Genomic DNA, 23,063 nt, shown 5'->3' with positions numbered 1-23,063 from the left:
GAGGACCACGATGCGCACGACCGCACTCCTCGCCGCGGCGGCGACCCTGCTCGGGACGCTCGCCGCCGCACCCGCCGCACCCGCCGCCCACGCGGACGGCTCCTTCGGCCGGGGCCTCGACCACTGCGCCCCCACGGACACCGGGACGCTCGCCTGCCACTTCGACGTGGCCCCCGGTACGTACGACGTGACCGTGACCCTCGGCGGCCGGGCCGCCGGCGCGACCGCCGTCACCGGCGAGACCCGGCGGGCCCTGCTCGCCGAGACCGCCACCGGAGCGGGGGAGCGGCTCCGGCGTTCCTTCACCGTGGACGTCCGCGAGCCGGAGGGCGAGCCCACCGGAGCCGCCGGCAGCCCGGGCCTCGACCTCGTCCTCGGCGGGTCCGCGCCGCGCGTGACCTCGCTCCGGATCACCCCGGCCCCCGCCGCCCGGCGCCTCTTCCTGGTCGGGGACTCGACCGTCTGCGACCAGCCGGCCGATCCGTACGCCGGCTGGGGTCAGATGCTGCCCGTCCACCTCGCGCGGGGCGTCGCCGTCGCCAACCACGCCGACTCCGGCGAGAGCACCGGCACCTTCCTGGCGAACCCGGCGCTCTTCGACCGGGTCGAGGCGGAGATCCGGCCCGGCGACCCCGTCCTGATCCAGCTCGCCCACAACGACAAGCAGACCGACGCGGCCACCTACCGGGCCAACCTCACGGTTCTTGTCGAGCGGGTACGGGCGAGGGGCGGCGAACCGGTCCTCGTCACGCCCGTCGTCCGCCGCTGGTTCAACGCCGACGGCACCCTGAACAACGGCACCGCCCTGCTCGTCAACGGCCTCGGCGTCGACCACCCCGCCGAGATCCGCGCCCTCGCCGGCTCGCTCGGCACCCCGCTGATCGACCTCACCGCCCTCACGAAGGCGCGGGTCGAGGAGCTGGGGCCCGAGGTGTCGAAGGGGCTGTACCTGACGGCGGAGAAGCGGGACAACACCCACACGTCGGCACGGGGGGCCGCGGAGTACGCGACGCTGGTCGCGGCCGGCCTACGAGCCCAGGGCGTCCTGCCGCCCGCGCGCTTCCGCTAACCGCTGCCCGTCGTGGCCCGCCTCCGCCCGTCGCGGGCGGTCGTCCCTCCCCGGACTCCGTCCGGGGACCCCCAGGGCGGAGCGGGGTGCGACGTGAGGGTTCGGCAATATCCGCGCCATGCGAAACACGGCGGAAACTTCCGTGTACGCATCGCGAAATGCGCCGCCATGAGGCTCTTCCCCAAACCGTAGGAGGAGACCTTCGATGCCCCTCGCCGCCGTACCCCGGCTCGACACCGGCGACACCGCCTGGCTGCTCGTCGCCACCGCGCTCGTTCTGCTGATGACCCCTGGCCTGGCCCTGTTCTACGGGGGCATGGTCCGTACGAAGAGCGTCCTCAACATGCTGATGATGAGCTTCGTGTCGATCGCCCTCGTGACGGTGGTCTGGCTGGTCGCGGGTCACTCGCTCGCGTTCGACGACGACGCCTTCGGCGGTCTGATCGGCGGCCTGGGGCACCTCGGTCTGGCAGGCATCGGTCCGGACAGCCTCACCGGCACGGTTCCCACGTTCCTCTTCAGCACCTTCCAGCTGACGTTCGCGATCATCACGGCGGCGCTGATCAGCGGCGCGGTCGCGGACCGCACCAGATTCGCGGGCTGGCTCGTCTTCGTGCCGGTGTGGACGCTGCTCGTATACGTTCCCGTGGCGCACTGGGTGTGGGGTCCCGGCGGCTGGATCGCGCACTCGCTGGGCGCCCTCGACTTCGCGGGCGGACTCGTCGTCGAGATCGCGTCGGGCGCGTCCGGCCTCGCGCTGTGCCTGGTGATCGGCCCGCGCATCGGCTTCAAGAAGGAGGCGATGCGGCCGCACAACCTGCCGATGGTGCTGCTCGGCGCGGGCCTCCTCTGGTTCGGCTGGCTCGGCTTCAACGGCGGTTCGGCGCTCGGCGCGAACGGCCTGGCGGCCGCGTCCCTCCTCAACACCCTCGTCGCCGGGTCCACCGGCCTGCTCGGCTGGCTCTTCGTCGAGCAGCGGCGCGACGGCCACCCGACCACGTTCGGCGCGGCGTCCGGCGCGGTCGCGGGCCTCGTGGCGATCACTCCGGCGTGCGGGGTCGTCGCGATGCCCGGGGCGGCGGCGGTCGGTCTCGCCGCGGGCGTCGTCTGCTCGTACGCGGTCGCCTGGAAGTTCCGCTTCGGGTACGACGACTCGCTCGACGTCGTGGGCGTGCACTTCGCCGGCGGTGTCATCGGCACACTGCTGATCGGCCTGTTCGCGACCTCGGAGATGACCGGCGGCAAGGAGGGGCTGTTCTACGGCGGCGGGCTCGCCCAGCTCGGTCGGCAGGCCCTCGCGGTGGCGGCCGTGGCGGCGTACACCTTCCTCGTCACCTACGGGATCGGCAAGGTTCTCGACCGGGTGATGGGACTTCGGGCCTCCGCCGAGGAGGAGGTGACGGGACTCGACCAGACGGTGCACGCGGAGACCGCCTACGATCACGGCGTGCTCGGCCACGGCGGCTCGCCGCTGCACGCCGCGTCCCCCGTCACCTCGCCCGTCAAGGACAGGAAGCCCTCCGCATGAAGCTGATCACCGCGATCGTCAAGCCGTTCCGTCTTGACGAGGTGAAGAACGCGCTCCAGGAACTCGGCGTCAACGGGCTCACGGTCACCGAGGCCAGCGGCTACGGGCGCCAGCGTGGCCACACCGAGGTGTACCGGGGCGCCGAGTACCGGGTGGACCTGGTCCCCAAGGCCCGCATCGAAGTCGTCGTCGAGGACGCCGACGCGGACCCGGTCGTCGACGCCATCGTCCGTGCCGCCCACACCGGCAAGATCGGCGACGGCAAGGTGTGGGCGGTGCCGGTGGAGACGGTGGTGCGCGTACGCACGGGACAGCGCGGCCCGGACGCGCTCTGACGTACGGGCCGCGCCGGGAACCGGTCCCGGCCGGGGAGACCCCTCCGGGGCTGTCGCGACGCGGAATCGATGCGCACGCGCATAACCGTGCCGCCCGCACGGTATATACGCCCGCATATGCGCCGCTATCGCCACCCGTGCCTCACCGACCTGGCCTCCTGGGGTGGTGCCGAGCCGAGGAGGACCCCATCGCCGGAACCCCACCGCAGCCCCCCTCGGCGGACGCTCCGGGAAGCCAGCCCCAGGAAGCCGACCTGCTGCGGACCATGCTGCGGCGACCCGAATACCGCAAGGGTCTGGTGTTCTCCGGGCTGATCGGCGTTCCGGTGGCGCTCGTCGCCTTCTGGTTCCTCGTGATGCTGCACGAGCTCGAGCAGCTCGTCTGGACGGACTGGCCCAGGGACCTGGGCTGGAAGCAGGCTCCCTGGTGGTGGGGGCTCGCCCTGCTGCCGGTCGCCGGCCTCGTCGTCGGTCTGGTGGTCGCACGCCTTCCCGGCCGGGGCGGGCACGTTCCGGCGGGCGGGCTCCATGCGGAAGGGGTCTCGAAGGCGGCGCTGCCCGGTGTCGTCCTCACCGCGGTGGCCGGTCTTCCGCTGGGCGCCGTCCTGGGGCCCGAGGCACCGTTGATCGCCCTCGGAGGGGGGCTGGCGCTGTTCTTCGCCGGCCTGGCCCGGGCACCGCAGGCGCAGGCGAGCACGGCGCTGCTCGGCGCCGCAGGGGCGGCGGCGGCCATTTCCGCGCTCTTCGGGAACCCGGTGGTCGGCGCCGTGCTGCTCATGGAGGTGGCCGGGGTGGGCGGACCCCAGCTGTTCGCGGTGATCCTTCCGGCCCTGCTGTCCAGCGGCGTGGGAGCGCTGATCTTCACCGGGTTCGTCCACTGGACGGGACTGGAGACGGGAAGCCTGGACATCGGTCTGCCCGAGCCGCCACCGCTCGACGTGGCGGATGTGCTGTGGGTGCTCGTGGTGGCGCCCGCTGTCGCGTTCGTCGTCCACGGGACCCTCGTGGGCGGCCGGTTCGCGGCGCGCTTCGTGGTGAGCCGGATCGTACGGAACACCGTCCTCTGCGCGACGGGCGCGGCGGTCTGCGTCACGCTCTACGCCGTCACCACCGGTCGCTCGCCGGCGGAGGCGGCTCTGTCCGGCGAGGCCACGCTGTCCGACCTGGCGCGGGATCCCCACGCGTGGTCGGTGGGCGCCCTCGTCGCGGTGCTGGTCTTCAAGGGGCTCGCGTACACGCTGTGTCTGGGCGGCCTTCGCGGCGGCCCCGTCTTCCCCGCCCTGTTCCTGGGCGGGGCGACCGGAGTCCTGCTGGCCCCGCTGCCGGGCCTGGGCCTTGTGCCGGCGATGGCGGTCGGCATGGCCGCCTCGGTGACCGCCGCCCTGCGGCTGCCCGTGAGCAGTGTGATCCTGGTCGTTCTCCTGCTGGGCAACGTCGAGACGGTGGCCCTGGTGGTGCTGGCCGTCGTCCTGTCCTTCGTCGTCACCGAGCTCCTGCCGCAGGGCCCTCGCATCCCTGCCTTCAGCGAGCTTCCGAGCGGTCGACCGCGCCGTCCCTCGCCCCGGCAACCGTGAGCCGCTCGGGGCGGGGGACGCTCGCGCCGGCGGTCAGGAGCCGAGGATCCGGCTCTTCTGAACCGCGAACTCCTCCTCGGTCAGTACGCCTTGTTCCTTCAGTTTTCCGAGTTCCTTGAGCTGGTCGATCTTGCTGCTCATGTCGTCGGCCGGTGCGGGAGGCGCGGCCTGTGGCGGTGGCGGTGCGTACTGTTCGGCCGCCGCCGTGTCCTGTTGGGCCCAACGGCCCGCCTGACGTCGCGAGACCCTGTTGGAGACGGCGGTCGCCGTCCCGGCCACCACCGCGGTGCGTGCCACACCTCTGAGAAGCCCTGGCATGTCGGTCCTCCTTGACCGCTTTCGAGTGGGTCGGCCTTCTCGGTCACCCGAGACGGTCGTCCGCCGGCGTCAGGCAGCGGCGCTGCCGCCGGCTTCCTCCCCGGTGTCCAGCGAGGCCAGCAGGGCCTGCACGGGGATGCGCCCGCCGGCCACGAGCTGCGCGCCGCCGCGCCGCAGTTCCCGCGCGAGGGGGGCGGCCCAGAGGTTCTCGTAGACGAGGATGCCGGCGGAATTGCCCGGCTCGAGGGCCGCCCCCGCCTCGTCGAAGTCGTCCTGTCCGAGGAGCCCGGATGAGGAACCCTCGAACACGGACAGGTCCAACTCGCCGTCGGCGTCGAGGTCCCGAAGTTCCATGCCGACCACACTGCCGTCGGTGTCCTTCCGGACGAACGCGAGATCGAGAATGCGGACGATGCCTCTGTCTACCAGGTCGAGGAGCATGGGCAGCCCCTTGCCCGTCATGCGGTTGCCGGGGAACTCGATGACCAGATAGTCCACCGGTCCCATGTCCTCGAATTCGTCGCTCATGACCACTCCGCACACGGTTGGTGAGGAACTGACCGAAACTCGCTCCCATCCGTATCGCATCTCGCCGGACGCGACCGGAGGCAGTCCTCTCCCATTCGAGCATCCGCCGGAGCGCTTCGCACGTTCACAGGAGGCGGTCACGACCGGTCGCCGCCTCGGCAGGCCCTCGGCCCCGCTCGGGCAGGGGACGCCCCTCGCCCCCCGCGGGACGCTCGCCCACCGGGGTACGGGCGAGCGCGCCCCCGGACACCGGAGTCCTCGCTGCCCGTCTGGACAGCTCGTCGAGCCGCCGCTTAGGGTCGGGGCCGAATCGTCGGGCGGTCGCCCGGAACACCGGGAACCGTCCAGGAGCACGCACGTGGTCACCCTCGCCGATGTCGCCCGCCACGCCGGGGTCTCGGCCAGCACCGTCAGCTACGTGCTCAGCGGCAAACGGCCCATATCCGCGCCCACCCGCGAGCGCATCCAGCACAGCATCGACGTCCTCGGCTACCGGCCGCACGCCGGCGCCCGCGCCCTCGCCAGCAGTCAGACGAACACCCTCGCGCTGATGATGCCGCTCCGCACCGGCCTCTACGTGCCGGTGATGATGGAGATCGCGATGGCCGTCACCACCACGGCCCGCTCCCACGGCTACGACGTGCTGCTGCTCACCGGCGAGGAAGGCCCCGAGGCCGTCCGCCGCGTCGAGGGCAGTGCCGTCGCCGACGCCATGGTCGTCATGGACGTGGGGCTCGACGACCCCCGGCTGCCCTGCCTCCAGGAGGCCGAACGGCCCTCCGTCCTCATCGGCCTGCCCGCCGAGACCACCGAGGCCGCCGACGCCACCGGACTCGACTGCGTCGACCTCGACTTCGAGGCCGCCGGAGTCCGCTGCGTCGAGCACCTCGCCGGTCTCGGCCACACCCGGATCGCCGTCCTCGGCGAACCTCCCGCCGTGTACGAGAGGGGCACGGGCTTCGCCGCCCGCACCCTCACCGGTCTGCGCGGCGCCGCCGGCGCCCACGGCGTGGGGCTGCTCCACCGGCCCGTCGAGGGCACCTACGCGGCCGTCGCCGCCGCCGTCACCCGCGTCTTCGAGGAGCGCCCCGGCACCACGGCCCTCGTCGTCCAGAACGAGGCCGCCGTCGAGCCGCTCCTCGCGCTCCTGCGCCACCAGGGCCGTGCCGTGCCCGAGGACGTGTCCGTCGTCGCCATCTGCCCCGACCAGGTCGCCGTGCACGCCTCCGTGCCGCTCACCTCCGTCTCCGTACCGGCCGGGGAGATGGGCCGGCTGGCCGTCGAGCGGCTCGTCGCGCGCCTGGCGGGCGAGGCCCCGCGGGGCACGGAGCTCATCGCGCCCCGTCTGACGCCCCGCGCGAGCACGGGCCCGGCGTCCGCCGCGGTCTCGTGATCACGGCGGACGCCGGGGCCGAGGACAGCGCGACGGAGTTCCGGGCCTTCTTCGAGCGCCACTACGCCGAACTCGCGCGCCTCGCCCATCTGCTGACCGGCGAGACCGACGCCGCCGACGACGTGGCCGCCGACGCCATGCTCGCCCTCTGGAACCGCTGGGACCGGGTCCGCGCCGCCGACCACCCCGCCGCCTACGCCCGGGGCGTCGTCGCCAACCTCGTCCGCACCCGCATCCGCGGCACCGTCCGCGAGCGGCGCCGGATCGCGGCCTTCTGGGACCGGCGCCCGGAGCACACCGAGGACCCGGACGTACCCGCCGTCGTCGACGTCCGCACCGCCCTGCGCGCCCTGCCCTTCCGCAAGCGCGCCTGCGTGGTGCTCCGGCACGCCTTCGACCTCTCCGAACGCGACACCGCCCTCGCGCTCGGCGTCTCCGTCGGCACGGTCAAGAGCCAGACGGCCAAGGGCATGGCGGAACTCCAGCGGCTGCTCGGCGACCGGGCCGCCACCGAACTCGCCGCGGGAAGGCGCTGATGGACGAGGCACAGCTCCGCCGCGAGCTGCGGGAGGCAGCGCTCGCGCACCGGCCCGACCACGCCCGCATCCTCGCCCGGGTGGAGCGGGGCATGGCCGCGCCCGCCCCGGCCGGGCGCCGGGCCCGGCCGCCGCGCCCGTGGTCCGGTCGCCGCTGGCCGGCGGCCGTCGTCGTCGCCGCGGCCGTCGCCGGGGTCGTCGGCCTCGGCGGCCTCGCGGCGACCACCCTGGACGACCGGCCCGCCGGGCCCGCCGCCACCCTGCCCGCGCCCGGCCCGACGGCACGGGCGGCCGGCACGATCGACCCCGGCAGCAACCGCTGGTGGGCGCAGAGCGACCTCGCCGTGACGACGGAGTCCCCGGCCGCCGGCCTCACCGTCGAGCTGCGGGTCGCCCGCACCCCCGGCGTCGTGAGCACCGGCCACTGGCGCACCCGGCCCGCCGAGGACTTCACCGTCACGGTGACCGAGGAGCCCCGTGCCCTGGTCTACCGGTGGACCCTCAAGCCGGGCCGTACGGTGCCGCCCGGCCCCCACGCCTTCGCCGCCCAGTACAACCACGCCGAGGGCGTACGGGACGCCTCGGCCGACACGTACACCGTCCTCCTCACCGGTTCCGACGGCGGCCGCACCACCCTCCGGGGCGGCTTCGGCCCCCGGGGCGGGGCCTGAACGACTTGCGGTTGACGCGGCGTCAACTCCTACGGTCTTCGTACGGGGCCGGAGAGACCGGTCCCCGGCGAGGGAAGGACACCGTCATGGCCTGGTCGATCGCGGATGTGGCCCGGATGTCCGGGGTGACCTCCCGGACGCTGCGGCACTACGACGAGGTCGGCCTGCTCGCGCCCGCGTGGACCGCGGGCGACGGGCACCGGTACTACGAGGAGCCCCAGTTGCTGCGCCTCCAGCAGATCCTGCTCATGCGGGAGCTGGACCTCGGCCTGCGCGAGATCCGGGAGGTCCTGGACAGCGGGGCCGACCGCGTGGCCGTCCTGCGAGAGCACCACGCCCGGCTGCTCGCGGAGCAGGACCGGCTCGGCACCTTGGCCCGCACGGTGGCCCGCACCATCGCCGAACTCGAGGAAAGCGAGAACCAGGACATGGTGAGCATCAACCGCCCCGAGAACCTCTTCGAGGGCTTCCAGGCCGACCCCGCCATCGAGGCCGAGGCGCGGGAGCGCTGGCCGGAGGCGTACGAGCAGTCCCGGCAGGCCGTCGAAGGGCTGACCCCCGAGACCACCGAGCAGTGGCAGCGCGAGGTCACCGCCCAGATGATCCGCTTCGCCGAGCACATGGCCGCCGGCACGCCCGTCGCCGACCCGGCGGTCCAGGCCGAGGTGGACGCCCACTACCAGGGCGTCTGCCGCTTCTGGACCCCGTGCGCGGAGGCGTACCGGGGTCTGGCCCGGACCTATGTCGAGGACCCGCGCTTCCGCGAGAACTTCGACAGGATCGCCGACGGCCTCGCCGAGTACCAGCAGCGGGCGATGGCCGTCTACGCGGACACCCGGCTGAGCTGAGGACGGTCAGGGCCTGTCTTCCGGACAGGCCCTGACCCGCGACTCCGGACCGGCCCCCTCTCGCCCGTGCGGCGGAGGGGGTTCGGTCCGGCGGGCGATCCGTCGGCGCCCCGTCGGCGGAATCGTCGTCGGTGACGGGCCGACCACCGGCCCCCGGCACCGAGGACCGCGCCATGAAGACGCCCTCCCGCAGCGAAGACCGGGTACCGACGGCCCCGGGAAGGTTCCGAGCCGCCTGGCGCGCCGCCCACGAGACCGTGCCAGGGGTCTCCCGGCGCGTCCGACTCCTCGCCTACGCCGTGCCGTTCACCGTCCTCCCCGCGGGGCTCTGGCGTCTCCCGGCGGCCTTCGACTCCGGGATCGGCATCGGCGAGCGGGCGTACGTCGTCTTCCTCTCGCTATTCTCCGAGGCCGTCGCGTTCACCGCGATCGGTCTCGTCGCCCGCTGGGGTGAGGTCGTCCCCGCCTGGGTCCCGGTCCTGCGCGGCCGCCGGATCCCTCCCGTGGCGGTGCTCGTCCCCGCCGCCCTCGGCGCCACGGCCCTCACGCTCCTGTGGACCGTGCTGGCCCTCGCCACCCAGATCATGGGCACGACCATCCGCGGCGAGGCGCTGTCCGGCGATTTCCCCAGCGAGGCCGGCGGTTGGGAGGCGGCCTCCTTCTACGTCTGCTACGCCCCGCTCGTGCTGTGGGGCCCGCTCCTCGCGATCCTGACCGTCGCGTACGGCCGGCGGCGCCGCCAGGAGTGACCGGCCGCCTCCGGCATCCCTTTCGCCGCCCGGCCGTACCCCGGCAACCCTTCGCCACCCGGCGGCGACCTACGGGAGACCACACCGCCCGTCGAAGGAGCCGCATCCCGATGAGCCCGTACGACACTCCCACGCCTCCCCTCCGCCGCCGTGCCCTCCTCGGTGCGGCGGCCGCCGGAGCCGCTCTCGCCGCCGTCGGGGGGTCCGCCGAGGCCGCCGGGTTCGGCTGGAGCGACGACGGCGGCCAGTACGTCGTCGACACCGGCGCCGGACTGGTCCTCAAGGTGTCCAAGTCGACCGGCGACCTCACCTCCCTCGTCCACAGGGGCAAGGAGTACGAGGGGTACGGAGGCAAGCACTCGCACGTCGAGTCCGGTCTCGGCGCCTCCGCCGTGTCCCTCGCGCAGACCGGCTCCACCGTCCTCGTCACCGTCGTCCACGGCACCCTCCGCCACCACCTGGCCGCCCGCGCCGGACTGAACAACGTCTACCTGTGGACCGACAAGGCCGACACCTCCGTCACCGCCACCCGCTTCATCGCCCGCCTCAAGCCGGGGATCTTCCCCAACGAGGGCCCCGACTCCTGGGTCGAGGGCGCCGACACCGTCATCGAGGCCGGGGACGTGTGGCAGCGGACCGACGGGCAGACCCGCTCCAAGCACTACTCGGGCGTCCGCGTCATGGACTACGACCACATCGGGTACACCACCGGCTCCGTCGGCCTCTGGATGGTCCGCTCCAACCACGAGAAGGCCTCCGGCGGGCCCTTCTACCGCTCGCTGCTCCGCCACTCCAACGAACTCGGCGTCGGGCTCTACGAGATCCTCCACTACAACCAGTCGCAGACCGAGGCGATGCGCTTCGGCCTCCAGGGGCCGTACGTCCTCGCGTTCACCGACGGCGGCGCACCCGACCCGGCGCTCCACGCCGCGAACCACGACACCTCCTGGGTGGACGGCCTCGGGATCCCGAACTGGGTCGGCGCGGCGGGTCGCGGCCGGGTCGCGGGCGTCGGCCTCGCCGGCATGGCCGCGGACCATCCGTACACCGTCGGTTTCGCCAACGCCGACGCCCAGTACTGGACCCGCGCCGCCGCCGGAACCGGCGCCTTCTCCTGCCGGGGCATGCTGCCCGGCACGTACACCCTCACCGTGTACAAGGGCGAACTGGCCGTCCACACCGGCACGGTGACCGTCACCGCCGGGGCCGTCACCGCGCTCCACACGATCACCCTCGCCAACGACCCGAGCACCGCGCCCGCGATCTGGCGCATCGGCGACTGGGACGGCACCCCCGGCGCGTTCAAGAACGCGGCCCTCATGACCCGCGCCCACCCCGCCGACGTCCGGGCCGCGCCCTGGACCGGCAACGTGGTCGTCGACGGCGGGGCCGTGACGAGCGCCTTCCCCTGCTACCTCTGGAAGGACGTCAACGACGGCGTCCTCGTGTACTTCAGGCTCACCGCCGCCCAGGCCGCCGCCGCGCACGCCCTGCGGATCGGCGTCACGACGGCCTTCCTCAACGGCCGCCCGCAGGTGACCGTCAACGACTGGGTCTCCGCGATCCCCTCGCCCCCGTCCCAGCCGTCGACCCGGTCGCTGACCAACGGCTCGTACCGGGGCAACAACCACACCTTCACCTACGTCGTCCCGGCGAGCGCCTGGAAGACGGACCCGAGTCAGTACAACGTCCTCAGGCTGAACATCGTCAGCGGTTCCTCCGGCAGCGGGTTCCTCAGCCCCGGCACCGCGATCGACTGCGTCGACCTGCTGCCCTGACGCCCGTGTCCCGGCATTGACATCGACAGCGTGTGAATCGTCATGATCTTGGTGTTGGTGCCGGTCAGGGGCGCGGTGGCAAGCTGAGCCCATGGACACCTTCAAGACGACCAGCGGTGCGGTACGGGGCTTCCGGGCGTCCTCCGACGTCGTCGCCGTACTCGGAATCCCCTACGCCGCACCGCCGTTCGGCGCCCTCCGGTTCCGGGAGCCCGCCCCGGCGGAGGCGTGGACCGGAGTGCGGGACTGCACGGCCTTCGGCCCCGTCGCCCCGCAGACGGCGGAGCTGCCGGGCTCTCCCGTGTGGTCGCCCGGCGACGAGGACGTCCTCACCGTCAACGTCTGGACCCCGGCCCCGGACGGCGGCTCGCTGCCCGTCCTCGTCTGGATCCACGGCGGCGCCTACACCTTCGGTTCCTCGGCCCAGCCCGACCTCGACGGCCACGCCCTGGCCCGCGCCGGACTGGTCGTGGTCACCCTCAACTACCGGGTCGGCTTCGAGGGGTTCGGACACATACCGGACGCCGACGAAGCCGCCTTCCCCGACAACCGGGGGCTGCTCGACCAGGTCGCGGCCTTGCGCTGGGTGCGGGAGAACATCGCCGCGTTCGGCGGCGACCCCGACAACGTCACGGTCGCCGGTCACTCCGCGGGGGCGGCGTCGATCGCCTGCCTCATGGTGATGGACCGGGCCCGCGGCCTGTTCCACCGCGCCATCGCCCACAGCCCCGCCAGCCCCCACTACCCACGGGACCTCGCCGCCGCGACCACGCGCGAGGTCGCCGCCGCGGCCGGCTGCCCCGCCACCCCCGAGGGCCTCGCCTCCGCGACACCGCAGGCGCTGCTCGCCGCCTCCGACCGGGCCGTCGAGAAGTACCGGCGCGACCCCGCCTCCGGATCCCGCCACTACGACCCCTCGCTCTACGCCCCCGTCCTGGACGGAGACGTCCTGCCCGTCGACCCCCTCACGGGCCTGGCCGCCGGTGCGGGCCGGGACGTGGACCTCCTGGTCTGCCGCACCACGGAGGAGTACTGGCTGCTCGACGCCGTCGGCAGCAGCGCCAAGGTCACCACCGAGGAGCAACTCGACCGTTTCGCCGAGGACTTCGGACTTCCCGACGGACTCGTTGCCGGCTGTCGCGCCGCCCTGCCCGACGCCCCCGTGCTCGACGTCTACCTGACCGTCTTCGGCGACCTCCTCTTCGGGGAGTACGCCCGGCGGCTCGTCGAGCAGCACGCCCGGGGCGGCGGCCGGACGTTCCAGTCCGTCTTCGACCGGCGGCGCACCGGCCCGCACGGGGTCGTGCGGGCCTGGCACTGCGCGGACATCCCCTTCGCCTTCGGCAACGTCGACAAGGACTGCGTGGCCTTCCTCATCGGCGGCGCCCCCACCCCCGCCGACCACGACCTGGCCCGCCGGATGGTGGGCGCCTGGGCCAGCTTCGCCGCCGGCGGAGACCCGGGCTGGCCCTCGTACGACGAAGCCCCGGGGCAGCCGAAGGTCTGGCGGACGGACGAGTGCGACGCGCACGACGTGCCCGCCGCTCCCCGGGAGCTCTGGGCGGAGGCCGAGTTCCCCCTCCTCCGTCCGTGAGGACCGGGGCGACCCGTCAGACGCGGGGCCGTCGCGGGGCCCAGTCGCCCAGGTACGCCCTCCGGGTCACGGCCCCGGCCCCGGCGGGATCGAGCTGGGGGCGGTTCTCCGGGACCGTGATCGCGGCACCCGGCCCGGTGTTGCGGTACTCGGCGAAGCGCTGGTCCTGCCACGGGTAGGCGTCCCGCATGTTCGCGTACGGGGCGACGGCGTCGATGCCGGGGCCGAGGTAGCTGTCCCGGACCACGAGCGACGGCCGTGCCGTGGGGTCGGAGCCCGGCACCCAGGGCCGGGCCAGCTTGTAGAAGCCGTCCGGCGCCTCGCCGGTGATCCGGCAGCGGGCGGCGAGGAAGCCGTACGGGTCGCTCCGGGCCGTGGACGGCGCGAAGACGAAGCCGTACGGGGCCGCCGCCAGGTCCGGCCGGAGCAGCGTACGGAAGCGGCAGTGCTCGAAGACCGCCCGGGCCCGGCCGAAGACGAAGTCGACGTCGCCCTCCACGTGACAGTGCGCGAAGTACTGCCGGGCCACGGCCGCGAGGGTCGGGGAGTCGGCGTACAGGGTGTCCTGGTGGCCGAGGAACCGGCAGTGGAAGAAGGCCGACCGGTCGCCCTGCGCCTTCAGCGCGACGGCCTGGGTGCCGGGGTTCCCGGGGAGGTCCGTGCGGAGGAAGTCGTTGGCGAAGGTGACGTCCTGCGCGGTGAAGCCGTCCGCCTGGACGGTGGTGGTCGCGGAGCCGGACGTGCCGTGGGTGCCGCCGCCGGGCCGGGGCGTGCCGGCCGCGTTGGCGTACACCACGACGACGTCCCGGGGATCCCCGCTCGCGCCGATCCAGGTCATGTCCGTACGGTCGGGGCCGACGACGACCGTCTCGCGGTACGTGCCGGGGGCGAGCACCAGCGTCCAGTCGGGGCCGTCGGCCGCCGTGACCGCCGCCTGGACCGTGGTGTGGTCGCCGAGCCCGCCGGGGTGGACGTACCGGGTCCGGCGGGTGAGCCGGTCGGCGGGCGAGCCGAGGCGACCGAAAGGGGCTCGGGGAGCGGCGGTCGCGGTCCCGGCCGGCAGGCCCGGGGCGAGGGCGCCGCCGAGACCGGCGGCGAGCAGGGCGCGGCGTCCGGGGCCTTCGGCTCCGGTGGGGTGCGCGGGCATGCGTGTCCTCCTGGAGGTCTCAGCGGAGGCGGCCGGCGCCCGCGTGGTGGTCGACGAGGGCGGGGACGGCCTTCGGGTGGTCGACCCGGGTGCGCAGGACGGGCGTCCAGCCCGCGTCCGCGCGGAGCTGCTCGGTGGGGTACTGCGCGTTGTGCGCGGCGATCAGGTCGACCGGGCTGCCGTTGACGTAGTTGCCGGTGGTCGTGACCGGCGCGTCCTTCCACTTCTTCAGGATCTTCCCGGCGGGGACGTCCGCGGCGAGCGTGAACGCGTTCTTCTCGGCGACCAGTTGCGACTCCTGCCCGATGCCGAGGCTGTACACGTACGCGGAACTCGCCACCACGAAGTGGTTGTTGTACGCGTCGACCCGGCCGAAGCGCACCCGGGGCGCCCGCTCCACCACGTCCTCGAAGAGGTTGTGGTGGAGGGTGACGCGCAGCCTGCCCCGGTCGGTGGCGCCCGCGCTGTCGCTGTTGCCGATCATCAGGGTCTTGTCGTGGTCGGCGAAGACGTTCCAGGAGGCGGTGACGAGGTCCGCGCCCCGCACGACGTCCAGCTCGCCGTCGTGCTGCTGGTACACCTCCCCGTAGTACGAGGGCAGCGAACCGTCCGGGTGGGCGCCGTCGGTGAAGGTGTTGTGGTCGATCCAGACGTGCGTGGAGCCGTACACGGCCAGGCTGTCGTACTCGGAGTTCCACGCCCCGGTGGCGCCGTCCGTGGGGTCCCACTGCGGGAAGCAGTCGAGCGGGCTCTCCAGGGTCAGGTTGCGGACGACGACGTTGTCCACGCCCGTGACCTGGAGGCTGCCGCCGGTGATCGCCGCGTGCTTGCCGACCCCCAGGACCGTGGTGTTGGCCGGCACCTTCACCTTGACGGCCAGCCCCTGTGCCGTGGCGGACGCCGCCCGCAGGTCCTCCTGCGGGCCCTTGACCTCGTTCTCGTACCCCCAGACGGCCGGGTCGTAGTCGGCGAGGTAGCGGGCGAAGTCGTAGCCGGGGGCCTCGAAGGCGGCGCAGCCCGCGGCGGTCGCGTTCAGGACGCCGGCCACCTTCACGATGCGGGGCTCCGTGCCGGGCACGGCGAGCGCGTCCCGGAACTCCTCCCAGGTGGTGACGGTGAAGACCCGGGAGGCGTCGGCGGCGGACCCGCCGGTGGTGCCGCCGTCGGCGGCGGCCCAGCCGTCCCCGGCCGGCAGGGTCGCGCGGGCCGGGTCGGCGGCCGGCCGGTGACCGGCGTGCGCACCGGCGGCCGGCGCGGTGACGGTGAGGACGAGGGCGGCCGCGGCCACCACTCCCAGCTGCTTGCGTCGGTTCATGCGAGGCTCTCCTCGGAAGCGGGCCAGGTGATCCGGGCGGGGTCGATCTCGTCGTGCAGGCGGCGCGTCTCGCGCGGCGCGAGGACGTGGGTGGCGAGCAGCTCGGCGGTGACGAGCCGGGCCACCTCGATCGCCCCGGGCGGGTTGAAGTGGGTGTTGTCCTGCTCGGTCGCCGTCCAGTTGAAGTACGTCTTCGTGGCCTCCGGACCCAGCCGCTGCCACAGCGCCAGGGACAGCGCCTCGACGTCGAGCAGCGGCACGTCCGACTCCCGGGCCACCTCCCGCATCGCCGCCGGGTAGGCGCCGTGGGTGCGCAGCGCGGTGCCGTCCACGGCGAACTTCCGCCGCTCCACGGGGGTGGCGAGCACTGGGAGGGCGCCCCGGGAGCGCGCGCCCTCGACGAAGACCCGCAGGTTGTCCTGGTAGGTGGTCCACGGCTCGGTGTAGCGGGCGGGGTCGGCGGCCTTCTCGTCGTTGTGGCCGAACTGGACCAGGAGCAGGTCGCCGGGGCGCAGCGCCGCCAGGACCGGTTCGAGCCGTCCCTCGTCGAGGAAGCTCTTGGTGCTGCGCCCGTTGACGGCGTGGTTGGCGACGGTCAGGCCCTGGTGCAGGAAGAAGGGGAGCGCCATGCCCCAGCCGGTCTCCGGTGCGGCGTCGGCGTACTTCTGGGCGGCCGTGGAGTCGCCCGCGATGAACAGGGTGCGCATACGGGGGTGTCCTTGGGCTCGGGCGGCGGGGGACCCGGCCAGGGCGAGCGCGAGGCCCGCCCCGGCCGTGACGACCGCGCGGCGGCCGACGCTCACCGGTTCTGCTGCTTCCACTCGGCCTGGGCGGCGTTCAGCTGCTCGGCGAGGTGGTCGAGGAACTCCTTCGCGGTGGACTTGCCGAGCAGGACCTTCTGGAAGCCGGGCTCGTTGTCGGCCTTGGAGAGGGTGTTCCAGTCGGGCAGGTAGTAGGGCAGCTCCACGATCGTGGCCTTGCCGCTGAAGAGGACCTCGGCGCCGAGCTTGGTCGGCTCGGCCTCCGCGAGCCACGGGTCGGCGGCGGCCTCCGTGTTGGCGGGGATGGCGCCGGCGGACCTGTTCCACTTGCTGTTGGAGGCGTGGGAGGCCGCGAACTCGATGAACTTCCAGGCGGCGGCCTTGTTCTTGCTCGACGAGAAGAGGCCGAGGCCGTCGACCGGGTTGGAGACCTGGACGCGGGTGCCGTCGTCGAGCGTCGGGTTCGGGATGCCCCGGAACTTGTCCGTGCCGAGCGCCTTCACATGGTCCTGGTACGAGCCCAGGTTGTGGTTCAGCATGCCGATCTGGCCGCTGTCCCACTGGGCGACCATCTTGGTGAAGTCGTTGTTGACGTCGGCGGCCGGGGTGTTCTTCTTGAACAGCGCCGCGTACTTCTCCAGGGCGGCCACGTTCTTCGGGTCGTTGACCGTGGTCCTGTCGCCGTTCCAGAAGCTGGTGATGCCGCTCTGGCCGTACATGGAGTCGAGCGCCTGGGCGATGGAGCCGGCGCCGCCGCGGATCGTGTAGCCGAAACGGTTCTTGTCGACGGCGGTCAGCTTGTCGGCCGCCGCGTAGAACTTCGACCAGGTGGTGGGCGCCGGCAGACCCGCGGCCCTGAACAGATCGGTGCGGTAGTACAGCACGCCGTTGCTGGCGGAGGTGGGGACGGTGAACAGCTTGCCCTGACCGCCCGCGGACTTCACGCTCGCGAGCATGCCGGGGTTCAGCTTCCCCTTGAGCGAGCTCGACTCGATGCGGGCGTCCAGCGGCTCCAGGGCGTTCTGCGCGGCGATCCCGGCGAGCATCGCCGCGCCGACGCCGCCCACGTCCGGCAGTCCGTCGCCCTGGATGGCGGTGTCGTACTTGGACTGGACCTCCTTGGAGGCGATCCCGACGTACTCGACGTCGATGTCGGGGTTCGCCTTCTCGAAGTCCGCGATGATCTCCTTCCAGACCTCGGTGCGGACACCGCCGTTGTTGTCCCAGAAGGTGATCTTTCCCTTGCCCGATCCCTCGGTGCCCTTGTCGCCGCCCGCGCCGCTGCCGTCGTCACCGCAGGCGGTGGCGGACAGGGCGAGGACACCGGACAGGGCGAGGGCGAGGGCGGCTCTGCGCCGTCCGCCGGGGAAGATGGTCATCGTCGGCTCTCTTCTCTCGGGTCTTGCGGGTGAGGGGGAGGGGGGAGTGCAGGAGGGGAACGTCAGGCGGGAGTGACGCGGAAGGCGGAGAACACGGCCGTCCCGGCGTGCCCCGCGCCCGCCGGCGCGCCCGCGAACAGGCCGAGGAGCGCGCCGACCCAGCGCCAGGGCGTGGCGGCGAACTCCGGGCCGAGCCGGACCGGGCCCGCGGCCCCGCCGGTGGAGTACGAGAAGCGGCAGCGCGCGTCCGCCGTGACCTCGATCCGCAGCAGCACCTCGTCCCCGGGGACGGGCAGGGCGTGCGCCGCGTCCCGTTCCCGGTCGGCGCCGGCCGGGGCGAAGCGGTGCACGAGCCGGGCTTGGCCGTCCGGGGCCCGCTCCAGACCGATCCAGGCGTACGCGTCGCCCAGGACGACCAGGCCCGCGCGGGCCCCGGGCGCCTCGCCGGCGAGCCGCAGCCCGACCTCCACGGTCAGCGCCCCGGCCGGCAGCCGCTGGGTGAGCACGTGCGGCACGCTCCGCAGGTCGTCCAGGTGCTCCGTACGCACACAGCCGAGGCGCAGGCCGTCGCCCGCGTGCTGACCGGTCCAGCCCGCGGCCGGGTTGGCGGTCCACTGCCACTGTCGGCCGAACCGCCCGCCGGGGAAGGTGTCGTCCACCGCGGGGCGCCCGGGCGGCTGCTCCGGCAGGTCCGGCTTCCGGTGGACCCGGACGGGCGCGCCCCCGTCGCCGAGCACCGGCCAGCCGTCCGCGCCCCAACGCATCGGCTGGAGGTGGACGAGCCGGCCGTGCGCGCCGGACTGCTGGAAGTGCAGGAACCAGTCCTCGCCGTGCTGGGTGCGGACCCAGCCGCCCTGGTGCGGGCCGTTGACGTCGGTGTCGCCCTGCGCCAGGACGGTCCGCTCCTCGTACGGGCCGAAGAACGACCGCGAGCGGAAGGCGCCCTGCCAGCCGGTGGCCACGCCTCCGGCCGGCGCCAGGATCCAGAACCGGCCGTCGTGCCGGTACAGCTTCGGGCCCTCCAGGGTGAACCAGCCGGGTATCCGGTCGGCGTCGACCAGGACCCGGCCCTCGTCGAGGACCTTGTCGCCGGCCGGGCTCATCCGGTGCCCGATCAGCCGGTTGTTGACCCCGGCGCGGGACTTGGCCAGGGCGTGCACGAGATACGCCTCGCCCGTCTCCTCGTCCCACAGCGGGCAGGGGTCGATCAGGCCGCGGCCCGCCTTCACCAGGTGCGGCGCGGTCCACGGGCCGCGCACGGAAGGGGCGTTGACCTGGAAGATCCCGTGGTCCGGGTCGCCCCAGAAGATCCAGAACCGGCCGTCGTGGTGACGGAACGAGGGCGCCCACACCCCGCGGTCGTGCCGGGGCGAGGCGAACGCCGCGGCCGGTTCGAGCCGCTCCAGGGCGTGGCCGACCAGCGTCCAGTTGACCAGGTCCCGGGAGTGCAGCAGGGGCAGCCCGGGGGCGCGGCCGAAGCTGGACGCGGTCAGGTAGTGGTCCTCGCCGACCCGCAGGACGTCCGGGTCCGACCAGTCGGCCGCCAGGACCGGATTGCGGTACGTGCCGTCGCCGAGGTCGCCGGTGGGCAGGGCGTTCATGAGGCCACCGCCTTGCGGACCAGGGCCGCGGCCCCCGCCCGGTCGAGCCGGCCGTCGGCGACCACGGTCACCACCCGGCGTACGAAGGTCTCCCCGGCCGCCACCGGGAGCCGCGCCCCGTACGCGAGGGAGGAGCCGACCCCCGGGTACTCGGCGGCCCGCACGAACCACGGATCGCGACGGGTCTGCGCGGTCGCCCCGGCGAACACCAGGGTCCAGCCCTCGCCGGACATGGCCACCCAGTCGGCGGCGACGCCGTGCACGGCCTCCTCGCCGTCGGCGCCCCAGTTGCCGGTGCCGGAGCCGTCCGCGCCGGAGCCGTCCGCGCCGGAGCCGTCCGCGCCCGAGCCGTCCGTGCCCGCCCCGAACACCGTCGGCGCCGTCGCCTCCTTCGGCGCCCGCCAGAAGAAGCCGCCGTACGCGGCGCCCGGGCGGCCGTTCGTCGCCGGGCTGCCGATCGACAGCTCACGCCCCGACACGTTGGTCAGGGAGAAGGTCAGGTCGAGCGCCCAGGCGGCGTCGGTGAGCGCGGTGGCCGCCACCGTCCGGTGCTCGCGGAGCAGCCGCTCGCCGCCGGCCGTCCAGCTCAGCTCCTCCACGAAGCCGTCCGGGTCGCACAGCTTGAAGCCGTCGTGCCGCTGCGTCCCGTGGTTGTCGAGCTCGACGGAGCCCCGGCCGCGCACGAAGGTGCGCCCGCCCCAGAAGTTGTGGCCCGCGACGTCGGCCACGGCGACGCCCGCCCCGAGGTGATGGGGGTGGTCCTCGGGCACGGTCTCCGTCACGGGCAGCCCGGCGAGGGTGGTGACGGGGTGGAGGTACGGCCGGGGGGAGCGGTCGGCGGTGAGCTCGGGCCGGGTGGTGTAGCGGGCGACGACGCGGCCCGCGCAGCGCAGGAGGGTGGCGGTGTCGGCGGTCATCGGGCCTCCGCCCGGGTCGACGGCGCCCAGGGGGCGCCGAGTTCGGAGAAGAGCCGGAGGGTGTCGGCGCTCGCGTCGACCAGGGCGTCGACGCCCCCGACGACCCGGCGCGGTCCGCTCTCGCCGGGCTCGGCGCGCCAGTGGGCGGCGGGGACGTCCAGGGGTTCGGGGGCGGTCCGTACCGCCTCGACGACCCGCATGAAGGCGCCGGTCTCCGCCGGGGGCACCCACAGCCGCTCGCCCTCGGTGACGTGCGCGACGAGGTTCTCCAGGAGGTCGGTGCGGCCGTACCCGGTCTCCACGGGGCCGTGCCCGGCGCGCTGCACCAGGACCCGGTCCTGCCGGTACCAGAAGGTGATCCGGCCCCGGCTGCCGTGGACGAGCACGTACGGCTCCGCCGGCTTCTCGGCGCAGAGCGTCGCCGCGACCGTGACGTGGGTGCCGACCGAGGTCACGACCCGCACGGCCGAGGTGTCGTCGGACTCGATGGCGTTCGCGCGCAGCAGCTCCGTCTCGATGTGCGGGGCGTCCTCGGCGCGGGTGGAGCCGGAGAGTGCGAGCGCCGTGGCGACGGCGTGCGCGAGCGGGTTGGTGAGGGCCCCGTCGACGACGTCCACGCCGTCGAGCCGCCGGTGTCCCGCCCAGGGCGCGCGCCGGAAGTACGCCTCGTCGCGGACCCAGGCCCCGGCCGCGCCGACGCCGAGGAGTTCTCCGATCGCGCCCTCCTCCACCATGCGGCGGATCGCGGGGACCGCGTGCGAGCCGAGCGACTGGAAGCCGATCTGGCAGGACACCCCGGCGGCCTCGACGCCGTCGGCCATCCGGCGGAACTCGGCGTACGACGGGGCGGGCGGCTTCTCCAGGAGGACGTGCGCGCCGTGCCGGGCGGCGGCGAGCGCCATGTCGGTGTGGGTCTGGATGGGGGTGGAGAGCACGGCGATCCGGGCGCCGGTGGAGGCGAGGAGCGCCTCGAAGTCGGCGGACTGCTCCGGGTCGCCGATGCCGTCCAGTTCGGCCGCCTGCAGCGGGCGCAGCTCGCAGACCCCGGCGAGGCGGACGAGACCGCGCTCTTCGAGGCGGCGGATGTTGAGGAGGTGGCTGCGGCCGTGGCCGCGGGCGCCGGCGAGGACGACCGGCAGCGGGGCCGGGGTGCGTGCGGTGTTCATGTCTTCCTTGTCCGTGTGGGTGCTGCTCATCCCTTCACCGCCCCCGCGCTGAAGCCGGTGACCAGCCACTTCTGGATGAAGGCGAAGACGACGACCACGGGGACGGCGGCGATGACGCCGCCCGCCGCGAGCGCGCCGAGGTCGACGCTGTCGGCGCCCATGAGGGTGTTGAGGCCGACGGGGATGGTCTGCTTGTCCTGGCTGCTGAGGAACATCAGGGCGAAGAGGAAGTGGTTCCAGGCGTGCACGAAGGCGAAGGAGCCGACGGCGACCAGACCGGGCCGCAGCAGCGGCAGGACGACGATCCGGAAGGCGTGGAACCGGTTGCAGCCGTCGACCCAGGCCGCCTCCTCCAGGGAGTACGGCACGTTCCTGATGAAGCCGCTGATGAGGATCATCGACAGCGGGAGCTGGAAGACGGTCTCGGCGATGACGACGCTGCCGAGGGAGTTGATCATCCGCAGCCCGGCGAAGATCTGGAAGAGCGGGACGAGGAGCAGGGCGCCCGGCACGAACTGGGAGCAGAGCAGGGCCAGCATGAAGCCCTTCTTGATCCGGAAGTCGAAGCGGGCGAGGGCGTATCCGCCGGCCAGGGCGACGACGGTGGTGCTGATGAGCACCGCCACGCCGATGAACAGGCTGTTCTGGAAGAAGACGGCGAAGTTCCGCTCGGTCCACACCTTCTCGAAGTGCGCCGTCGTCATCGGCCAGGGCAGCAGCGAGGTCGAGCCGGCGGGCCGTACGGCGAAGAGCAGGATCCAGTAGAAGGGAACGAGGGTGAAGAGGAGGTAGATCCCGAGCGGCAGGTAGATCTGCCAACGGGGTGTCTCGTCCAAGGCCCTGTGCTTCGTGCGGGCGGGGACGGCGGTCAGGGGGGTCGCGGCTGTCACTTGCCGTCGCCTCCGAACTTGCTCAGGCGCAGATAGACCGTCGAGCAGAAGAGAAGGATCACGAACGCCACCGTGGTGAGGGCGGAGGCGTAACCGAAGTTGTGGGCGTCGACGCTGGTGTGGGCGATGTACAGCGGCAGGGTGGTCGTCTCTCCCGCGGGGCCGCCGCCGGTCAGCGTGTACAGCAGGTCGACGTTGTTGAACTCCCAGACCGCGCGCAGCAGCGTGGACAGGACGATCGCGTCCCGCAGGTGGGGGAGCGTGATGTGCAGGAACTGCCGGAGCCTGCTCGCCCCGTCGACCTCGGCCGCCTCGTACAGGTCCTTCGGGACGGACTGGAGGTCGGCCAGGATGAGGATCGCGAAGAAGGGCACCCCGCGCCAGAGGTCGGCGACGACCGCCGCCGGGAAGACGGTCGAGGTGTCGGAGAGCCAGGACGTGCCGTACGTGCCCATGCCGAGGTCCGCGAGGTAACGGCTGATGCCGGTCTGGGAGTTGTAGAGCAGCACCCAGATCGCCGAGGTGAGCACGCCCGACACCGCCCAGGGCGAGAAGACCAGGGCCCGGCCCAGCGCGCGGCCGACGAAGGTCTGGTTCACGATGAGCGCGAGCGCGAGCCCGAGGACGAGCTGGAGGGACACCTCCACGACGACCCACTTGAGACTGAAGGTCAGCGTCCCCCAGAACCGCGGGTCGTCGGTGAGGATCCGCGTGAAGTTGTCCAGGCCGGCGAAGCCGTTCCGCCACGGTTTGGTGGGGTTGTGGTTCTGCAGGCTGTAGTAGAAGACGCTGAGCACCGGGTACGCGATGAACCCCAGCATCAGGAGGCCCGCGGGGGCGATCAGCAGGTACGGCAGGGCGGCTCGGCGTGAGGGGGGCGCAGCCGAGGCCACGACGGCGGCTCGGCGTGAAGGGGTCACAGCTGAGGCCATGACGGCGGCTCCGTTCTCGGTGAAGCGCTTCGCG

22 protein-coding genes are annotated in these 23,063 nt (G+C 73.4%); 11 read left to right on the top strand and 11 right to left on the bottom strand.

Features of this window, described 5'->3' with window-relative positions:
• The first annotated feature begins 10 nt into the window (after positions 1-10).
• The 4 genes from BLW86_RS05480 (at position 11) to BLW86_RS05465 (ending at position 4,506) form a co-directional block, all read left to right on the top strand.
• Complete coding sequence (locus BLW86_RS05480) at positions 11-1,069, top strand: rhamnogalacturonan acetylesterase (RefSeq protein WP_093872962.1); 1,059 nt, start codon at positions 11-13, stop codon at positions 1,067-1,069.
• Between the two features lie 205 nt (positions 1,070-1,274).
• Positions 1,275-2,597 (top strand): ammonium transporter, encoded by a 1,323-nt coding sequence (locus BLW86_RS05475; RefSeq protein ID WP_093872961.1) that lies wholly within the window; start codon positions 1,275-1,277, stop codon positions 2,595-2,597.
• Positions 2,594-2,932 (top strand): P-II family nitrogen regulator, encoded by a 339-nt coding sequence (locus BLW86_RS05470; protein ID WP_093872960.1) that lies wholly within the window; start codon positions 2,594-2,596, stop codon positions 2,930-2,932. The genes BLW86_RS05475 and BLW86_RS05470 overlap by 4 nt, the downstream gene beginning before the upstream one ends.
• A 266-nt stretch (positions 2,933-3,198) precedes the next feature.
• Positions 3,199-4,506, top strand: coding sequence for a chloride channel protein (locus BLW86_RS05465; RefSeq protein ID WP_093872959.1), 1,308 nt, complete (start codon positions 3,199-3,201; stop codon positions 4,504-4,506).
• Positions 4,507-4,539: 33 nt separating this feature from the next.
• Here BLW86_RS05465 and BLW86_RS05460 read toward each other — a convergent pair whose 3' ends face one another.
• Complete coding sequence (locus tag BLW86_RS05460; protein ID WP_093872958.1) at positions 4,540-4,824, bottom strand: SHOCT domain-containing protein; 285 nt, start codon at positions 4,822-4,824, stop codon at positions 4,540-4,542.
• Between the two features lie 69 nt (positions 4,825-4,893).
• Positions 4,894-5,352, bottom strand: a complete 459-nt coding sequence (locus BLW86_RS05455; protein ID WP_177181564.1) for a DUF6325 family protein — start codon at positions 5,350-5,352, stop codon at positions 4,894-4,896.
• Between the two features lie 358 nt (positions 5,353-5,710).
• On the opposite strand from BLW86_RS05455, the gene BLW86_RS05450 reads away from it, so the two are divergent.
• From BLW86_RS05450 to BLW86_RS05420, 7 genes are all read left to right on the top strand, one after another.
• On the top strand, positions 5,711-6,745 hold the full coding sequence (locus BLW86_RS05450; protein WP_093872957.1) for a LacI family DNA-binding transcriptional regulator: 1,035 nt from the start codon (positions 5,711-5,713) through the stop codon (positions 6,743-6,745).
• The gene (locus tag BLW86_RS05445) at positions 6,742-7,281 is read left to right on the top strand and encodes a SigE family RNA polymerase sigma factor (RefSeq protein ID WP_256341227.1); all 540 of its coding nucleotides are present in this window, start codon (positions 6,742-6,744) and stop codon (positions 7,279-7,281) included. The genes BLW86_RS05450 and BLW86_RS05445 overlap by 4 nt, the downstream gene beginning before the upstream one ends.
• Entirely contained in the window at positions 7,281-7,952 is a 672-nt protein-coding gene (locus BLW86_RS05440) for a hypothetical protein (RefSeq protein WP_093872956.1), read from the top strand. The genes BLW86_RS05445 and BLW86_RS05440 overlap by 1 nt, the downstream gene beginning before the upstream one ends.
• An 86-nt stretch (positions 7,953-8,038) precedes the next feature.
• Entirely contained in the window at positions 8,039-8,800 is a 762-nt protein-coding gene (locus BLW86_RS05435; protein ID WP_093872955.1) for a MerR family transcriptional regulator, read from the top strand.
• A gap of 173 nt (positions 8,801-8,973) precedes the next feature.
• A complete protein-coding gene (locus BLW86_RS05430) occupies positions 8,974-9,549 on the top strand; it encodes a hypothetical protein (RefSeq protein ID WP_093872954.1) in 576 nt (191 codons plus the stop codon).
• A 110-nt stretch (positions 9,550-9,659) separates the two neighbouring features.
• Positions 9,660-11,327 carry a rhamnogalacturonan lyase B N-terminal domain-containing protein gene (locus BLW86_RS05425; protein ID WP_093872953.1) on the top strand — a complete coding sequence of 556 codons (1,668 nt, stop codon included), beginning with the start codon at positions 9,660-9,662 and terminating at the stop codon, positions 11,325-11,327.
• 91 nt (positions 11,328-11,418) lie between these two features.
• A complete protein-coding gene (locus BLW86_RS05420) occupies positions 11,419-12,921 on the top strand; it encodes a carboxylesterase/lipase family protein (RefSeq protein WP_093872952.1) in 1,503 nt (500 codons plus the stop codon).
• A gap of 16 nt (positions 12,922-12,937) precedes the next feature.
• On the opposite strand, the gene BLW86_RS05415 is transcribed toward BLW86_RS05420, so the two are convergent.
• The 9 genes from BLW86_RS05415 to BLW86_RS05375 form a co-directional block, all read right to left on the bottom strand.
• On the bottom strand, positions 12,938-14,068 hold the full coding sequence (locus tag BLW86_RS05415; RefSeq protein WP_093872951.1) for a pectinesterase family protein: 1,131 nt from the start codon (positions 14,066-14,068) through the stop codon (positions 12,938-12,940).
• Between the two features lie 19 nt (positions 14,069-14,087).
• Positions 14,088-15,383: a pectate lyase family protein gene (locus BLW86_RS05410; protein ID WP_093872950.1), complete on the bottom strand. Its 1,296-nt coding sequence runs from the start codon at positions 15,381-15,383 to the stop codon at positions 14,088-14,090.
• Positions 15,380-16,186 (bottom strand): rhamnogalacturonan acetylesterase, encoded by an 807-nt coding sequence (locus tag BLW86_RS05405; RefSeq protein ID WP_093872949.1) that lies wholly within the window; start codon positions 16,184-16,186, stop codon positions 15,380-15,382. The genes BLW86_RS05410 and BLW86_RS05405 overlap by 4 nt, the downstream gene beginning before the upstream one ends.
• Positions 16,183-17,523, bottom strand: a complete 1,341-nt coding sequence (locus BLW86_RS05400) for an ABC transporter substrate-binding protein (protein ID WP_093872948.1) — start codon at positions 17,521-17,523, stop codon at positions 16,183-16,185. The genes BLW86_RS05405 and BLW86_RS05400 overlap by 4 nt, the downstream gene beginning before the upstream one ends.
• Before the next feature lie 62 nt (positions 17,524-17,585).
• Positions 17,586-19,124, bottom strand: a complete 1,539-nt coding sequence (locus tag BLW86_RS05395; RefSeq protein ID WP_093872947.1) for a glycoside hydrolase family 43 protein — start codon at positions 19,122-19,124, stop codon at positions 17,586-17,588.
• Positions 19,121-20,041 carry a DUF6807 domain-containing protein gene (locus tag BLW86_RS05390; RefSeq protein WP_093872946.1) on the bottom strand — a complete coding sequence of 307 codons (921 nt, stop codon included), beginning with the start codon at positions 20,039-20,041 and terminating at the stop codon, positions 19,121-19,123. The genes BLW86_RS05395 and BLW86_RS05390 overlap by 4 nt, the downstream gene beginning before the upstream one ends.
• The gene (locus tag BLW86_RS05385; RefSeq protein ID WP_093872945.1) at positions 20,038-21,237 is read right to left on the bottom strand and encodes a Gfo/Idh/MocA family protein; all 1,200 of its coding nucleotides are present in this window, start codon (positions 21,235-21,237) and stop codon (positions 20,038-20,040) included. The genes BLW86_RS05390 and BLW86_RS05385 overlap by 4 nt, the downstream gene beginning before the upstream one ends.
• Positions 21,234-22,097 (bottom strand): carbohydrate ABC transporter permease, encoded by an 864-nt coding sequence (locus BLW86_RS05380; protein ID WP_256341226.1) that lies wholly within the window; start codon positions 22,095-22,097, stop codon positions 21,234-21,236. Before BLW86_RS05380 ends, BLW86_RS05385 begins: the two co-directional genes overlap by 4 nt.
• Complete coding sequence (locus tag BLW86_RS05375) at positions 22,094-23,029, bottom strand: carbohydrate ABC transporter permease (protein WP_093872944.1); 936 nt, start codon at positions 23,027-23,029, stop codon at positions 22,094-22,096. The genes BLW86_RS05380 and BLW86_RS05375 overlap by 4 nt, the downstream gene beginning before the upstream one ends.
• Between the last annotated feature and the right edge of the window lie 34 nt (positions 23,030-23,063).

The organism is Streptomyces sp. TLI_105, assembly GCF_900105415.1.
Lineage (GTDB): Bacteria > Actinomycetota > Actinomycetes > Streptomycetales > Streptomycetaceae > Streptomyces.
The sequence above is the reverse complement of the archived record's forward strand: the minus strand, read 5'-3'. Positions and strand labels throughout refer to the sequence as shown.

Bases quoted from the DNA above. Each gene is read 5' to 3' on its own strand.
- BLW86_RS05480 (WP_093872962.1), top strand. From the start codon at position 11: ATGCGCACGACCGCACTCCTCGCCGCGGCGGCGACCCTGCTCGGGACG.
- BLW86_RS05475 (WP_093872961.1), top strand. From the start codon at position 1,275: ATGCCCCTCGCCGCCGTACCCCGGCTCGACACCGGCGACACCGCCTGG.
- BLW86_RS05470 (WP_093872960.1), top strand. From the start codon at position 2,594: ATGAAGCTGATCACCGCGATCGTCAAGCCGTTCCGTCTTGACGAGGTG.
- BLW86_RS05465 (WP_093872959.1), top strand. From the start codon at position 3,199: ATGCTGCGGCGACCCGAATACCGCAAGGGTCTGGTGTTCTCCGGGCTG.
- BLW86_RS05460 (WP_093872958.1), bottom strand. From the start codon at position 4,824: ATGCCAGGGCTTCTCAGAGGTGTGGCACGCACCGCGGTGGTGGCCGGG.
- BLW86_RS05455 (WP_177181564.1), bottom strand. From the start codon at position 5,352: ATGAGCGACGAATTCGAGGACATGGGACCGGTGGACTATCTGGTCATC.
- BLW86_RS05440 (WP_093872956.1), top strand. From the start codon at position 7,281: ATGGACGAGGCACAGCTCCGCCGCGAGCTGCGGGAGGCAGCGCTCGCG.
- BLW86_RS05435 (WP_093872955.1), top strand. From the start codon at position 8,039: ATGGCCTGGTCGATCGCGGATGTGGCCCGGATGTCCGGGGTGACCTCC.
- BLW86_RS05430 (WP_093872954.1), top strand. From the start codon at position 8,974: ATGAAGACGCCCTCCCGCAGCGAAGACCGGGTACCGACGGCCCCGGGA.
- BLW86_RS05425 (WP_093872953.1), top strand. From the start codon at position 9,660: ATGAGCCCGTACGACACTCCCACGCCTCCCCTCCGCCGCCGTGCCCTC.
- BLW86_RS05420 (WP_093872952.1), top strand. From the start codon at position 11,419: ATGGACACCTTCAAGACGACCAGCGGTGCGGTACGGGGCTTCCGGGCG.
- BLW86_RS05415 (WP_093872951.1), bottom strand. From the start codon at position 14,068: ATGCCCGCGCACCCCACCGGAGCCGAAGGCCCCGGACGCCGCGCCCTG.
- BLW86_RS05410 (WP_093872950.1), bottom strand. From the start codon at position 15,383: ATGAACCGACGCAAGCAGCTGGGAGTGGTGGCCGCGGCCGCCCTCGTC.
- BLW86_RS05400 (WP_093872948.1), bottom strand. From the start codon at position 17,523: ATGACCATCTTCCCCGGCGGACGGCGCAGAGCCGCCCTCGCCCTCGCC.
- BLW86_RS05395 (WP_093872947.1), bottom strand. From the start codon at position 19,124: ATGAACGCCCTGCCCACCGGCGACCTCGGCGACGGCACGTACCGCAAT.
- BLW86_RS05390 (WP_093872946.1), bottom strand. From the start codon at position 20,041: ATGACCGCCGACACCGCCACCCTCCTGCGCTGCGCGGGCCGCGTCGTC.
- BLW86_RS05385 (WP_093872945.1), bottom strand. From the start codon at position 21,237: ATGAGCAGCACCCACACGGACAAGGAAGACATGAACACCGCACGCACC.
- BLW86_RS05375 (WP_093872944.1), bottom strand. From the start codon at position 23,029: ATGGCCTCAGCTGTGACCCCTTCACGCCGAGCCGCCGTCGTGGCCTCG.